Origin of the sequence: Curtobacterium herbarum (assembly GCF_016907335.1) — a bacterium.
GTDB lineage: Bacteria > Actinomycetota > Actinomycetes > Actinomycetales > Microbacteriaceae > Curtobacterium > Curtobacterium herbarum.
This window is the reverse complement of record NZ_JAFBBT010000001.1, coordinates 2,889,628-2,904,194: the sequence shown is the minus strand read 5'-3', so window position 1 is coordinate 2,904,194 and position 14,567 is coordinate 2,889,628. Positions and strand designations below refer to the sequence as shown.

The following is a 14,567-nucleotide window of genomic DNA, read 5'->3' as shown; positions in this document are numbered from 1 at the left end:
GGCCCGCACCACGAGATCTCGTGGTGCGGGCCGGTTTCTGTTGTGCGTGGACGCGGCAGCGGCGCCGGCAGCGGCGCCGGCCGGGCGCCGTGGGCGCGGCAGCGGGGTGTCGGGGCGGGCGCCGGCGCGGGCTTCGTTGCGGGGGTGGGGCGGGCCTCCTGGCCGGGCGCGTCGCGTGCCGGACGGGAGGCGCGGGTCAGGATCCGAAGGTCGAGCCCACGAACGCGAACAGGAGCGCGAGCAGCGGGAAGGCGCCCTGCATCGAGGCGGAGCGCAGGTACTTGCGGCCGGTGCCGACGAGGACGACGGCGGCGCCGAGCATGCTCGCGCACGAGAAGACGACGAGCGTCCAGCCGGTCGCACCGTTGCCGGCGAGCACCAGCACGACACCGAGGATCGCGCCGATCGCCAGGAACAGGTTGTAGAAGCCCTGGTTGAAGGCGAGGGAGCGGGTCGCCTGCGCTTCGGCCTCGCTCGAGATGTTGAATATGCGTCGAACCCGGGGGCTCGTCCACGCCACCGACTCGAGGAAGAAGATGTACGCGTGCACCAGGCCCGCCAGGACCGCAAAGACACCGGAGATCGCCAGCAGAACCGTCATGATGACCATCCTCCCAGCAACGGGAGGATCCTGCCGTCACATCTCGTCCGGAACGACCTCGATCAGTAGGCTCTGACCATGAACGAGGCCCCAGGGATGACCGACGACGACGCCGTGGCCGAGCTGCAGGGCATCCGGCAGAGCATCGACAACATCGACGCTGCCGTGATCCACATGCTCGCCGAGCGGTTCAAGTACACACAGCGGGTCGGGTACCTCAAGGCCGCGGCGGGCATGCCGGCGGCCGACCCCTCGCGCGAGCAGATCCAGGTCGCCCGTCTGCGCGCCCTGGCGGCCGAGTCGCACCTCGACCCCGCCTTCGCCGAGAAGTTCCTCAACTTCATCGTGGCGGAGGTCATCCACCACCACGAGCGCATCGCCGTCGGTGAGATGTGAGCCTGCCGCCGCTGAACCTGCTCATCGGGTCGTACACGGCGACCGGGGGCGGGAACGCGACCGGCATCTCCATCGTCTCCGGTGGCCTGGTCTCGACGATCGCGGTGCTCGACGACCCGGCGTTCCTGGCGGTCGACGGTGACCGGGTGTACGCCGTGTCCGAGACCCTCGACGGCGGGGTCCACGCGTTCCGCCGGTCCGGGTCGGCGCTCGAGCACCTGTGGGACGCTCCCGCCGGTGGGGACGCGCCCTGCCACGTGCGGGTCGACGGCTCGGGTGCGCTCGTCGTCACGAACTACGTGTCCGGGACGGTGACCGCGATCTCGCTCGCGGCAGCCGAGGCGTACGCCGTGTCCACGGCTGACGGCGGCGCGGCCGTGCACGGGGTCGGCGGACAGGGAGCGGGGGTGTCCGCGGTCCTGCCGGACGCCGCCCTCGCGACCGAGGTCCTGCCCGACGCCATCGGCCCCGACGAGAGCCGGCAGGAAGGCCCGCACGCCCACCAGTCGATCGCCACCCCGGACGGCACCGTGCTGGTCGCCGACCTCGGTGGGGACGCACTGCACGAGTTCCGGATCCGCGCCGATGCCGGGTCGGTGTCGATCGAGCCGGTGCGCGTCCACCACGTCACCCCGGGGGCCGGACCGCGCCACATGGACTGGGTCCGCCGGGGACACGGCGCTGCCGACGCCGACGGCGACGCCGGTGCCGGTGGCGGTGTCGACGGGGGCGGAGCTGCCGGTGCCGGTGTCGACCTGATCGTCGCGGGGGAGCTCGACGGGCGGGTGTACCGGCTGCGCCGCGACGAGTCCGGGTCGTTCCGCGAGGTCTGCGCCACCTCGGTCCTCGACGGCCCCGGTGTGCCGTCGCTCCTCAGCCACCTCGAGGTCGACGAGCGCGGCCTGGTCACCGTCGCGGTGCGCGGCCGCGACCAGATCGTGGTCCTCGACACGGCTGACGACGGGCTCCGCGTGGTCGGGGCAGCGTCGGCCGGTGGGCTCTGGCCGCGCCACTTCGCCCGGGTGCCCGGCTACCTGCTCGTCGCGAACCAGCGGTCGGACGCGGTGGCGGTGCTGCCGGTCGGGGACGACGGGGTACCGGGCGAGGCCGTCGGGCAGATCGCCGTCGGCAGCCCGGCGTGCGTCATCCCGCTGGAGTAGCGCGGACGGACGGACGGACGGACGGACGGACGGACGGGCGGACGGACGGCGCGGCCGGGTGGGCGGGCGCCCGCCCGGGTGGGCGGGTGTCCGGGCCAGCCGGGCTGCGGCGGGCCCGACCGGGTGTCGGGTCAGCAGCGGGGTGGGGCCGGCCGTGGTCCGAGGCTGCCGTGGTTCGCGCGCTGCGCGGTCAGTCGTGCTGCCGCGGTCAGTCCTGGTGCACCGGCCAGTCCGGAAGCGGCGGTCAGCCCTGGTTCACCGGTAGGTCGATGACGTTCTCGAACGCCCGGCCCTCCGCCAGCGCGGCGACCTGGCGGCGGATCAGGTCGAGCGACCGCGGGATGCTCAGGTCCGTGTTGCCGCCGACGTGCGGGGTGAGCACGGTGTTCGGCGTCGTCCAGAGGGCGTGGTCGGCGGGCAGCGGTTCCGGGTCGGTGACGTCGAGCGCCGCCGAGATCCGGCCCGAGCGCAGTTCCGCCACGAGGGCGTCGGTGTCGACGACCTTGCCGCGGGCGACGTTCACCACGAGGGCGCCGTCGGGCAGTGCGGCGAGCAGGGCCGCGTCGACCAGCCCCTCGGTCTCGTCGGTGAGCGGCGCGATGAGCACGAGCACGTCCGTGGTGCGTGCGAGTTCCGGCAGCTCGCCGAACGCGTGCACGTGCCGACCGTCCTGGTCACGGGCCGTCCGGGCGACGACGGTGACGTCGGTGCGGAACGCCTCGAAGCGGGTCGCGATGGCCGAACCGATCGCACCGTAGCCGACGACGGTCACCCGGCGGTCGGCCAGCGACCGGGTCTCGCGGGCGTCCCACCGCTGTTCGGCGCGGTCGAACTGGAACGCGGCGATCTCGCGGAGCGAGGTCAGCGCCAACCCGACGGCCAGCTCGGCGGTCTCGTCGTCGTGGATGCCGCGGCCGTTCGCCAGCCGGGCGTGACCGGGCACGTGCGGGGTCGCCCACTCGTACCCGGCGCTCGGCAGCTGCAGCAGCTCGAGGTTCGGCAGGTCGTGCACGAACTGCCACCGGTGCCGTCCACCGAAGTAGAACGGCAGGAACGCGATGGCGACCTCGTCGGCCCGGGCGTACGGACCCTCGACGTCCCAGACGTCGAGCTCGATGCCGTCCGGCACCGGGCCGAAGCCGTCGACCAGTTCCTGCAGGGGCAGTGTGACGATCGGCACCGGGTCAGGAGTCCGCGCGCGGCGAGAAGGAGCCGTGGTCGTCCAGCGGTCCGCGGCCGACGTAGCCCTCGGTGACGTTCTCCTTGATGACGTCCCCGAAGTACGACGGCAGGGTCCCGCCGTGTGCACCACGGAGCTCGTCGATCGTCGCCTCGAACGCACCCTGGACCTCGAGCGAGCCCGACGCGGCGTCGGTCACACCGATCCGCAGCACCGGGTAGCCCCGGCCCGTGCAGAGGCCCTGGAAACGGACGTCGTCCTCGCGCCGGACGGTCACGATGACGCGGCCCGTCGACTCGGAGAACAGCGCGGTCGCGGTGTCGACACCGTCGCGGGACTCGAGCTCGTCGAGCACGACGCGGGCGCCGAGGCCGAAGCGGAGCACCGACTCGGCGAGGGTCTGACCGAGGCCGCCGTCCGCCAGGTCGTGTGCGCTCGTCAGCAGCTGCTCGTCGGCCGCGGCGGCGATGAGCTCCGCCAGGGCCTTCTCGCGGCCGAGGTCGACCATCGGCGGACGCCCACCGAGGTGGTCGTGCACGGTGCCGGCCCAGGCCGACCCGTCGAGCTCCAGGCTCGTGGTGCCGAGCAGGTAGATGTTGTGGCCGTCGTCCTGCCACCCCGAGGGAATGCGCTTGGCGACGTCGTCTATCACGCCGAGGACACCGACGACGGGCGTCGGGTGGATCGGGGTGTCACCGGTCTGGTTGTAGAACGACACGTTGCCGCCGGTCACCGGGATGCCGAGTTCCATGCAGCCGTCCGCCAGGCCCTCGACGGCCTCGGAGAACTGCCACATGACCTCGGGGTTCTCCGGCGAACCGAAGTTCAGGCAGTCGGTGACCGCCGCGGGCACGGCACCGGTGACGGCGACGTTCCGGTACGCCTCGGCCAGGGCCAGTCGGGCGCCCTGCTTCGGGTCGAGCTGGCAGTAGCGGCCGTTGGCGTCCGTGGCGATCGCGACCCCCAGGCCGGTCTCCTCGTCGACGCGGATCATGCCGCCGTCGTCGGGGAAGGACAGCGCGGTGTTGCCGAGCACGTACGTGTCGTACTGGTTCGTGACCCAGCGCTTGTCGGAGAGGTTCGGCGACCCGAGCAGCTGCAGGAACTGCGCCTTGAGGGCCGGACCGGTCTCCGGGCGGTCGAGCGACTCGGCGCCGTCGGCCTGCAGTGCGTCGATCCAGGTGGGGTAGGCGACCGGGCGGTCGTACACGGGGCCGTCGACGGCGACGGTGCGCGGGTCGACGTTGACGATCTCCTGGCCCTGCCAGTCGATGACGAGACGACCGGTGCCGGTGACCTCGCCGAGCACGCTGGTCTCGACCTCCCACTTGCCGACGACCTCGAGGAAGGCGTCGAGCTTGTCGGGGCGGACGACCGCCATCATGCGCTCCTGGCTCTCCGACATGAGGATCTCCTCTGCCGTGAGCGACGGGTCGCGCAGCAGGACGTCGTCGAGGGAGATGTGCATCCCGCCGTCGCCGTTGCTCGCGAGCTCGCTCGTCGCGCAGGAGATGCCCGCGGCGCCGAGGTCCTGGATGCCCTCGACGAGCTCCTTCTGGAAGAGCTCGAGGCAGCACTCGATGAGGACCTTCTCGGCGAACGGGTCGCCCACCTGGACCGCCGGACGCTTGGTCGGGCCGCCCTCGGTGAAGGTGTCGGACGCCAGGATCGAGGCGCCGCCGATGCCGTCGCCACCCGTGCGGGCACCGAACAGCACGACCTTGTTGCCCGCGCCGGACGCGTTGGCCAGGTGCAGGTCCTCGTGGCGCAGGACGCCGACCGCCAGGGCGTTGACCAGCGGGTTGCCCTGGTACACCGGGTCGAAGTAGGTCTCGCCGCCGATGTTCGGCAGGCCCAGGCAGTTGCCGTAGAACGAGATGCCGCCGACGACCCCGTGCACGACGCGTGCGGTGTCCTCGTGGTCGATCGCGCCGAAGCGCAGCTGGTCCATCACCGCGACCGGGCGTGCGCCCATCGAGATGATGTCGCGGACGATGCCGCCGACACCGGTGGCCGCACCCTGGTAGGGCTCGACGTAGGAGGGGTGGTTGTGCGACTCGACCTTGAAGGTCACCGCCCAGCCGTCACCGACGTCGACGACACCGGCGTTCTCGCCCATGCCGACCATCAGGTTCTTGGTCATCTCCGGCGTGACCTTCTTGCCGAACTGCCGGAGGTAGTTCTTGCTCGACTTGTAGGAGCAGTGCTCGGACCACATGACCGAGTACATGGCGAGCTCACCCGAGGTGGGGCGGCGACCGAGGATCTCGCGGATCTTCGCGTACTCGTCGGCCTTCAGCCCGAGTGCCGCGTAGGGCTGTTCCTTGTCGGGCGTCTCGGCGGCGTCCTGGACGGTGTCGGGCTTCGGGCGGACGGGCGTGGTCACGGTGTTGTCGTTCCCTGTCACTGGATTCGCGGGCGAAGGAGTCGCGGTCACTTGACGAGCGCGCGCTCGATCACGGAGGTGAAGAAGGTGAGGCCGTCGGTGCCCGAGGCCATGGCCGCGCGGGTGTCCGGGCCGAACCCGGGCTCCGTGGCGTGCTCGGGGTGCGGCATCAGGCCGACGACGTTGCCGCGCTCGTTCGAGACGCCGGCGATGTCGTCGATCGACCCGTTCGGGTTGACGCCGACGTAGCGGAAGACGACCTGGCCGTTGTCCTCGATGCGCTTGATCTCGTCCGCGTCGGCGACGAACCGGCCGTCGGCGTTCTTCAGCGGGATGGTGATCTCCTGCTGCGCGTCGAAGCCGGAGGTCCAGGCGGTGTCGGCGTTCTCGACGCGGAGCACCTGGTCGCGGCGGATGAACTGCTGGTGCGCGTTCCGCGTGTGCGCGCCGGGGACCAGACGGGCCTCGGCGAGCATCTGGAAGCCGTTGCAGATGCCGAGCACGGGCATGCCCTTGCCGGCGACGTCGATGACCTCGGCCATGATCGGGGCCTTGGCGGCGATGGCACCGGCACGGAGGTAGTCCCCGTACGAGAACCCGCCCGGCAGGACGATCGCGTCGACACCCTGGAGGTCGTGGTCGCCGTGCCAGAGCGCCACCGGCTCCGCCCCGGCGAGACGCACCGCGCGCTGCGCGTCGCGGTCGTCGAGCGACCCGGGGAAGGTGATGACCCCGATGCGCATCGTCACTCGACGACGCTCACGGAGACGACGTCCTCGATGACGGCGTTCGAGAAGACGTCGACCGCGATCTCGCGGACCTCGGCGAGCTTTGCGTCGTCGACGGGGCCGTCGACCGACACCTCGAATCGCTTGCCGATGCGGACGTTGGTCAGGTCGTTCTTGCCGAGGCGGGCGAGGGCGTTGCCCACCGCCTTGCCCTGGGGGTCGAGGATCTCGGCCTTCGGCATGACCTCGACGACGATCGTTGGCACGTGTTCACTCCAGCACAGGGGTCGGGTGGGGACGGCACCAGTCTAGGTGGCGCGCGAGGGGCGACGAAGCGGTTGTGGACAGATCATCGGCGACGTACTATTCGATGTCGAACAATCGGCATCGAACACCCGCTCGCGACCGGACACCGACTCGCGACCGAACCCCCGGAGACCACGTGACCGACCTGACGCCGCTCGCGTTCGCGGCGCTCGGCCTGCTCGCCGAGTCGCCGATGCACCCCTACGAGATGTTCCAGACGATGCTCCACCGCCGTGAGGACCGGAACGTCAAGGTCCGACCCAGCACGCTCTACCACCAGGTCGGGCGGCTCGCGGACCTCGGGTACGCCGAGGTCGTCGGCACCGACCGTGCGGGCAACCGACCCGAACGGACCACCTACTCGATCACGGAAGCCGGACGCGCGGCGCTCGAGGCGGGCCTCCGCCACATGGTCGCCGAACCCGCCGACGAGTACCCACAGTTCCGACTGGCGGTGTCCCACGTCGACAACCTGCCCGTCGAGGACGTGGCGGCCGCCTTCCGGGCGCGCATCGCCGCACTGCGCGCCCAACGCGACGGGTACGACGACGCAGCCACGGGCCTCCAGGCCAAGGGGCTGGCCGAACGGTACTGGCTCGACGTGTCGTACGTCCGTGCAATGCTCACCGCGCAACTCGAGTGGCTGACCGCCATCGCCGACCGCGTCGAGCGCGGCGACATCCCTTGGGACGGCCCGGCCGTCCCCGCAGAACCCACACAGAACAGCAAGGACACCACTCGATGACATCCGCATCAACCGCCGCCGACCTGGAGCACGGCAAGAAGCCGTGGCCAGCGCTCTGGGCACTCGTCGTCGGCTTCTTCATGATCCTCGTCGACTCGACGATCGTCTCGGTCGCGACCCCGACCATCGCCACGGCGCTCGACGCCGACATCAACGCCGTCATCTGGGTGACCAGCGCCTACCTGCTGGCGTACGCCGTCCCGCTGCTCATCACCGGCCGCCTCGGTGACCGCTTCGGCCCGAAGGTGCTCTACCAGGTCGGGCTCGTCGTCTTCACCCTCGCCAGCCTGTGGTGCGGTCTCGCCGGCTCGATCGAGATGCTCATCCTCGCCCGCGTCGTGCAGGGCCTCGGCGCCGCGATGATGACCCCGCAGACGATGTCCGTCATCACCCGCATCTTCCCGCCGCAGAACCGTGGCGCGGCCATGGGCCTCTGGGGTGCAGTGGCCGGTGTGGCCTCCCTCGTCGGCCCGATCGTCGGCGGCCTGCTCGTCGACGGCTTCGGCTGGGAGTGGATCTTCTTCGTCAACGTCCCCGTCGGCGTCGTCGCGTTCGTCCTCGCGCAGAAGTTCGTGCCGTCGTTCGAGCGCCACCGCCACCGCTTCGACACCCTCGGCATCGTGCTCTCCGCCGTCGGGCTGTTCCTGCTCGTCTTCGGCATCCAGGAGGGCGAGACCTACGACTGGGGCACCATCACCGGCCCGATCTCGGTCTGGTCGCTGATCATCGCCGGCATCGTCGTGCTCGTCGCGTTCGTCGTCTGGCAGGGCGTGCAGAAGGGCGAGCCGCTGCTGCCCCTCGGCCTGTTCAAGGACCGCAACTTCACCCTGGCGAACATCGCGATCACCGCGGTCGGCGTCGCCATCTCCTCCTTCGCGCTGCCGATCATGCTCTGGGCGCAGGACGTCCTGCGCTTCTCGCCCACCCAGGCCGCCCTGCTGCTCGTGCCGCAGGCGGTCATCTCGGCAGGCCTCGCACCGTTCGTCGGCAAGAAGCTCAACGTCTGGAACCCGCGCTGGGTCGCGTCCTTCGGCCTCGCCTGCTTCTCGGGTGGCCTGTTCTGGTTCGGTGCGCTGATCGCGGCGAACGCCGACTGGGGCTGGGTGCTCCTGCCGAGCGCCCTGCTCGGCCTGGCGAACGCCTGCATGTGGGGACCGCTGTCCGTCTCCGCCACGCGCAACCTGCCGCCGCGTCTCGCCGGCGCCGGCTCGGGCGTCTACAACACCACCCGTCAGATCGGTGCGGTGCTCGGTTCCGCCGGCATCGCCGCCCTGATGGAGGCCCGCATCACCGCCGAGTTCCCGCAGCAGTCCGGCGGTTCCGGCGCGGGTGCCGAGCAGACCGGGTCGCTGCCCGGGTTCCTGCTCGAGCCGTTCTCGCGGGCGATGGGGCAGTCGCTCGTCCTGCCGGCCGTCGTGCTCATCGCGGCGATCGTGGCGGCGCTGTTCCTGGCGAAGCCGAAGCAGACCGTCGCGTGGAAGCAGACCGATTCGGTCGCCACGCAGCCCGACGGGTCCGCCGACTCCGCGCACGCAGACGGTGAGCGGGAGCACGTCGGTGCCCACGCCTCGGCCGCCGCACCCGCGACCGCCGCGGACGAGCTCGCTGCCGGTCAGCACACGGGCAAGCACGTGGAGGCGTAGCCCGAGCGTCGTTCACCACCGGAGCCCCGGTCCCTCGCAGGAGGGGCCGGGGCTCCGTCGTGTCCGGGTGCCCTGGCGGTCCCGAGGCGTCTGGGCGTCCCGGTGTCTGGGTGTCCGGGAGTCTGACGGTTCCGGGTGCCTGGCGGTCCTGGTCGGCCGGCGTGGTTGCCGAGCGGGCGGAAGTGCGCCGCTGGCGTCCGCCGCACCAGGGTCTTCCGCCCGCTCGCGGGATGCGCGGCCCGCGAGCCGTCGCCGAGGCGGGCGCAGGGCGGCGAGCGGGCGGGAACGTGCCTCCCGGGTCGCCCGGGCCGGGGGATTCCACCCGCTCGCCGCGTCGCGCGCACTTCCCCGCCAGGCCGGGCCAGGCCGGGAGGCCCGCCCCGCGTCGAGCGGGCGGTTTCGCGTCCGCTGTGCTGACGCCACCCGGGTCTTCCGCCCGCTCGCGGGTCGGGGAGGCGGTGCCCTGACGGGCGGTCGTCGGCGAGTGGGCGGAAACGTGCGTCCAGGCCGGGCGGGGGGCGGGGGACTCCGCCCGCTCGCTCGCTGTCCGGGGCGGCGGTGCCGTGACGGGCGCGCATCGGCGGGCGGGCGGAAGCACGCCTCCAGACCGGGCAAAGCCCTGGTGTTCCGCCCGCTCGGCGGCGGGGCGGCCGGCGAGCTGACGCGCACCGGCGAGCGGGCGGATGTGCGGTCCGTGCGCTCGTCCGGCCCTGGTGTTCCGCCCGCTCGCGTGCGGCGGACGCTCGGCGCGGATCGAACGGGCAGATCTGCGCGGCCCGAGGTGCTCCGGCCCCGGTGTTCCGCCCGCTCGCGTGCGGCGGACGCTCGGCGCGGATCGAACGGGCAGATCTGCGAGGCCCGAGGCGCTCCGACCCTGGTGTTTCGCCCGCTCGCGCCGGGCGGCCGGACCTCCAGCCAGCGCACCGCGCCCGCCCGCCGCGCCCGTCCGCCCGCCCGCCGCGCCAGCGCGCCCGCTCAGGGCCGACGCTGCAAGTGCTCCCGCGTCAGCGCGTCCATCTGCTCGTCCGTCAGCTCGTCGACCTCGCGGGCCTCGCGGCGGTCGGACCGCTGCCACCGGATGAACAGGGCGATGAGCACGGGGACGTCCGCCACCTCCGCGATGAACCACAGCAGGTCGCCCGCCAGGTGCTGGTCCAGCAGCGGCGAGGGGGCCCACGGCACGTGCAACGGCACCCTCCCGACCCCGTCCAGCACGTGGTCGCTGACGCGCATCACGACCGCCGGCACCGCGTCGAGCACGAGCTCCACGAACGCCAACAGGAACTCCGCGGTGGCGAAGGCGGAGGAGCGGAGCACCCCGACCTCGGACAGCGGCGCGAGCAACCCGAAGCCGAGGACGGGCACCAGCACCGTGATCCCCACGCTGCTGACCACGGACTGCCGGAGCACGGCTGCCAGCGGGGTGAGCATCACGCAGAACAGCGCGAGGGCCACCAGGGGCGAGACGATCGCGTTGCCGAGGAACCGTGCCGGGCGCGACCGCAGGACGGCGTCGGCGGTCCCGGCGAGGCGGGTCGGGCCTCCCGTCCGCAGCAATGCGAACGGGCCGGACAGCGCGGCGAAGGTGGGGACCGCGAAGAAGAGGACGGCGATCCGCAGGACGAAGGCCCACCGCAGCTGCCGGTCGTACTGGCCGACGATCCCGAACTGCACGACGGCGAACAGGGTGAGCGCGGCGACGAACGCCAGCGTCCGCCACCACGGCCAGCGGGCGCCGCGTCGGTGCGCGGCGACCAGGCCGGCGCCGTACGCGACGGCGGCGACGACCAGGAGCACCGCCGCCAGGGGGTCGACGTGCCAGGTGCTCCAGAACTCGGAGGGTGACGGCGTGGGGTGCCTCCCGGTGGTCGCGCTGCGGGAGACATCTTCCTCCCGCCGGGAGGCGCCACCCGGCTCCGGCAGATGAGGATCCCTACATGGTCCGCACGCCCGGCGCCGCGACGGTCTTGCTCAGCAGCCACGTCCCGACCGGGATCGCGACCGCGCCGAGGAGCGCGAGCGGGAACGAGAGGTGCAGCTGCATCACCGCGAACGCCGGGCCGATCGTGCAGAGCGCCGCGACCGCGAGGACGGGCCACGCCGGCCGGTCGGCACCGGGGACGAGGCGGGGGAGCGGCCGGTCGAAGCGGCGCACGGCCCGGGCGACTCCGAGGGTCGCCGCGAGCAGCACGACCACGGCGATCACGCGCGTGGCCCACCAGGTCCGCGAGCCCGGGTCGGGGAACGGCAACCCGACGAGCAGTCCGATCCCGTTGAGCAGGATGAAGAGCGGCAGGTGCCACAGGTAGATCGTCATGCCGTCGCGGCCGAGCAGGAACACGACGGCCTGGGCGGGGCGGGTCTGCATCAGCCGGGTCAGGGGTGCGTGCACGAGCTGGACCAGGCAGGCCTGCCCGACCGCGAGCAGGGCCAGCGGCAGCATCGGCGGGTTGAGGTCCTGCAGCATGTCCGGCGCCCAGAGCCCGACCGAGGTGATCGGCACGAGGACGGCGTAGGCGACGGCCGCGATGCCCGCCAGCAGGAGCTTCGAGCGTCGGGCGAACCAGCCGTCGGCCCAGAGGAAGCCGAGCTGCTGCGCGAACAGCCACACCGGGCCGAGGTTGAGCAGCCCGACCTCGGCGACCCCGGTGCCGAGCCGGACCGCGTCGACCACCGTGGCCAGCAGGAGCAGCACCGCCAGGGTGCGCCACGGAGCGGTGGCGTGCAGCCGTGCCATCAGCGGCACGCAGCACTGCGTGATGCCGTACGCGGCGAGGAACCAGAGCGGCGACCCGATCCCGAACGCCAACTCGCTCAGCAGGTCCGCCGGTGTACCGAGGACGGTCGCGATGCCGAGCCCGACCGCGAGCACCGCGAACAGGGGTACCGCCGGCCGGTACAGCCGCACGAGCCGGGTTGCGACGTAGTCCCGCGCCCCACCGCCGCGTGTGACGGTGCTGCGCCAACCGACCGCGCTCGCGAAGCCGCCGACGACGAAGAAGAGGGGCATGACCTGGCCGATCCAGGTCGCCGCCACGTACCAGGGCAGTTCCTGCAGCGGGCTCGTCACCCGGAGCCCGGAGGCGTCCGAGCCGACGCCGACCATCGTGACGTGCACGATGACGACGAGGACGACGCAGGCCGTCCGGATGAGGTCGACGACCAGGTCCCGCTGCGCGATGGCCCCCCGGACGTCCTGAGCGGTGTTCGCCGACGCGTCGGCCTGCTGCATGGACATGGCAGGACGCTACCGGTCGTTCCACCCCTCCCAGGCCGGTTCCAGCCGATCGCGACAGGATCGTGACACATTGCATTCCGGGAGGCGCATGTGTCGCCCGCAGGACCGCCTCCGCCGTGTACAGTGGGCGTTGTCTTGAATCCTGCAAGAGAAGGGCTCCGCATGGTCGACGACACCGAACTGCTCCGCGGAGCCGGTCTGCGCGTCACCGCGCCGCGCCTCGCCGCCCTCCGGGCCATCGAGACCCGCCCGCACACCACCGCCGACGACCTGGTCACGGCGCTCGCCGCCGAACTCCCGACGACCAGTCACCAGGCGGTCTACGGCGTCCTCGGTGCACTGACCGGCGCCGGACTCGTGCGCCGCATCGAACCGGCCGGCAGCCCCGCCCGTTACGAACGGCGGACGGGCGACAACCACCACCACATCGTCTGCACCATGTGCGGCGCGATCGGTGACGTGGACTGTGCCGTCGGCCACGCGCCGTGCCTGACGCCGTCCGAGACCCACGGCTTCGCCGTCACCACCGCAGAGGTCACCTACTGGGGGATCTGCGAGCAGTGCGCGGCAGCCGAGCAGAGCGGCGTCGACTCCGACGCCGTCGCTGCGAACCGACCCGAGCCATCCTGACCGCACCTACGTTCCACCTGAGGAGGAACCGTGTCCGACCAGAACACGCCCACCACCACGACCAACAGCGGTGCCCCGGTCTCCAGCGACCAGCACTCCATGGGAGTCGGGGCCGACGGCCCCCTCGCCCTGCACGACCACTACCTGGTCGAGAAGCTCGCGCAGTTCAACCGCGAGCGCATCCCGGAGCGTGTCGTCCACGCCAAGGGCGGCGGTGCGTTCGGTACCTTCACCGTCACGCACGACGTCTCGCAGTACACCCGTGCCGCGTTCCTCCAGCCCGGCCAGACCACCGAGATGCTCGCCCGCTTCTCGAGCGTCGCCGGTGAGCAGGGCTCGCCCGACACCTGGCGTGACCCCCGCGGCTTCGCGCTGAAGTTCTACACGTCCGAGGGCAACTACGACCTGGTCGGCAACAACACCCCGGTGTTCTTCATCCGCGACGGCATCAAGTTCCCCGACTTCATCCGCTCGCAGAAGCGCCTGCCGGGCTCGCACCTGCGCGACCACGACATGCAGTGGGACTTCTGGACCCTGTCGCCCGAGTCGGCGCACCAGGTCACGTGGCTCATGGGTGACCGCGGTCTGCCGGCCAGCTGGCGGAACATGGACGGCTTCGGTTCGCACACCTACCAGTGGGTCAACGCCGAGGGCGAGCGCTTCTGGGTGAAGTACCACTTCAGCACCGAGCAGGGGCACAAGACCCTGACGCAGGAGGACGCCGACCGCATCGCCGGCGAGGACGCGGACTTCCACATCCGCGACCTCCACGAGGCCATCGAGCGCCAGGACTTCCCGCGCTGGACCCTCAAGGTGCAGGTCATGCCCTACGACGAGGCCGCCGAGTACCGCTTCAACCCGTTCGACCTGACGAAGGTGTGGCCGCACGCGGACTACCCCCTGATCGAGGTCGGCACGATGGAGCTCAACCGCAATCCGGAGAACTACTTCGCGCAGATCGAGCAGGCGACCTTCGCCCCGTCGAACTTCGTGCCCGGCATCGCGGCCAGCCCCGACAAGATGCTCCTGGCACGCATCTTCAGCTACGCGGACGCCCACCGCTACCGCGTCGGCACGAACCACGCGCAGCTGCCCGTCAACGCCCCGAAGAACGAGGTGCACTCGTACTCGAAGGACGGCGGGATGCGCTTCGACTTCCAGAAGTCGGAAGTCCCCGTGTACGCGCCGAACTCGCTCGGCGGTGCCCACGCCGACCCGGACGCGACCGACGACGCCCCCGGCTGGGAGTCCGACGGTACGCTGCAGCGCTCCGCCGCCACCCTGCACCCGGAGGACGACGACTTCGGCCAGGCGGGCACGCTCTACCGCGAGGTCCTCGACGACGCCGCACGTGAGCGTCTGGTCGGCAACATCGCCGGGCACGTCTCCAAGGTGACGCGCGACGACCTGCGCGAGCGCGTCTTCGCCTACTGGACCAGCGTCGACCCTGACCTCGGCGCCCGCGTGCGCGCGGCCGTCGCGCCGAGCGCGCCGGGCTCGAACGAGGACCCGCAGAAGGTCGCCGTCGAGGCGTAGCAAGCCGGACGAAGACGG

The 14,567-nt window shown here is 71.8% G+C and carries 13 protein-coding genes; 6 read left to right on the top strand and 7 right to left on the bottom strand.

Features of this window, described 5'->3' with window-relative positions:
* Nucleotides 1-196: 196 nt before the first annotated feature.
* Entirely contained in the window at nt 197-601 is a 405-nt protein-coding gene (locus JOD51_RS13805; RefSeq protein ID WP_204609452.1) for a DUF1304 domain-containing protein, read from the bottom strand.
* Nucleotides 602-679: 78 nt separating this feature from the next.
* Between JOD51_RS13805 and JOD51_RS13800 the strand changes: the two genes are divergently transcribed.
* Both JOD51_RS13800 and JOD51_RS13795 read left to right on the top strand, forming a co-directional pair.
* A complete protein-coding gene (locus JOD51_RS13800) occupies nt 680-997 on the top strand; it encodes a chorismate mutase (RefSeq protein WP_239539883.1) in 318 nt (105 codons plus the stop codon).
* Entirely contained in the window at nt 994-2,157 is a 1,164-nt protein-coding gene (locus JOD51_RS13795; protein WP_204609450.1) for a lactonase family protein, read from the top strand. Before JOD51_RS13800 ends, JOD51_RS13795 begins: the two co-directional genes overlap by 4 nt.
* A 244-nt stretch (nt 2,158-2,401) precedes the next feature.
* Here the strand turns inward: JOD51_RS13795 and JOD51_RS13790 are convergent, their stop codons facing one another.
* The 4 genes from JOD51_RS13790 to purS are packed head-to-tail and all read right to left on the bottom strand — an operon-like array spanning nt 2,402 to nt 6,717.
* A complete protein-coding gene (locus JOD51_RS13790; protein WP_204609448.1) occupies nt 2,402-3,337 on the bottom strand; it encodes an NAD(P)-dependent oxidoreductase in 936 nt (311 codons plus the stop codon).
* A 4-nt stretch (nt 3,338-3,341) separates the two neighbouring features.
* The gene (gene purL / locus JOD51_RS13785; protein ID WP_259557470.1) at nt 3,342-5,723 is read right to left on the bottom strand and encodes a phosphoribosylformylglycinamidine synthase subunit PurL; all 2,382 of its coding nucleotides are present in this window, start codon (nt 5,721-5,723) and stop codon (nt 3,342-3,344) included.
* A 47-nt stretch (nt 5,724-5,770) separates the two neighbouring features.
* Nucleotides 5,771-6,466 carry a phosphoribosylformylglycinamidine synthase subunit PurQ gene (gene purQ, locus JOD51_RS13780; protein WP_111074887.1) on the bottom strand — a complete coding sequence of 232 codons (696 nt, stop codon included), beginning with the start codon at nt 6,464-6,466 and terminating at the stop codon, nt 5,771-5,773.
* A 2-nt stretch (nt 6,467-6,468) separates the two neighbouring features.
* Nucleotides 6,469-6,717 carry a phosphoribosylformylglycinamidine synthase subunit PurS gene (gene purS / locus JOD51_RS13775; RefSeq protein ID WP_110823495.1) on the bottom strand — a complete coding sequence of 83 codons (249 nt, stop codon included), beginning with the start codon at nt 6,715-6,717 and terminating at the stop codon, nt 6,469-6,471.
* A 176-nt stretch (nt 6,718-6,893) separates the two neighbouring features.
* Here purS and JOD51_RS13770 point away from each other — a divergent pair, with 176 nt between their 5' ends.
* Entirely contained in the window at nt 6,894-7,502 is a 609-nt protein-coding gene (locus JOD51_RS13770) for a PadR family transcriptional regulator (RefSeq protein WP_259557475.1), read from the top strand.
* A 23-nt stretch (nt 7,503-7,525) separates the two neighbouring features.
* A complete protein-coding gene (locus tag JOD51_RS13765) occupies nt 7,526-9,145 on the top strand; it encodes a DHA2 family efflux MFS transporter permease subunit (RefSeq protein WP_204611241.1) in 1,620 nt (539 codons plus the stop codon).
* 975 nt (nt 9,146-10,120) lie between these two features.
* Here JOD51_RS13765 and JOD51_RS13760 read toward each other — a convergent pair.
* Nucleotides 10,121-10,942, bottom strand: coding sequence for a cytochrome c oxidase assembly protein (locus JOD51_RS13760; protein WP_204609442.1), 822 nt, complete (start codon nt 10,940-10,942; stop codon nt 10,121-10,123).
* Nucleotides 10,943-11,078: 136 nt separating this feature from the next.
* A complete protein-coding gene (locus JOD51_RS13755) occupies nt 11,079-12,383 on the bottom strand; it encodes an acyltransferase family protein (protein WP_204609440.1) in 1,305 nt (434 codons plus the stop codon).
* A gap of 162 nt (nt 12,384-12,545) precedes the next feature.
* On the opposite strand from JOD51_RS13755, the gene JOD51_RS13750 reads away from it, so the two are divergent.
* Nucleotides 12,546-13,013, top strand: coding sequence for a Fur family transcriptional regulator (locus JOD51_RS13750; RefSeq protein WP_204609438.1), 468 nt, complete (start codon nt 12,546-12,548; stop codon nt 13,011-13,013).
* Between the two features lie 30 nt (nt 13,014-13,043).
* Nucleotides 13,044-14,549, top strand: a complete 1,506-nt coding sequence (locus JOD51_RS13745; RefSeq protein WP_204609436.1) for a catalase — start codon at nt 13,044-13,046, stop codon at nt 14,547-14,549.
* The last annotated feature ends 18 nt before the right edge of the window (nt 14,550-14,567 follow it).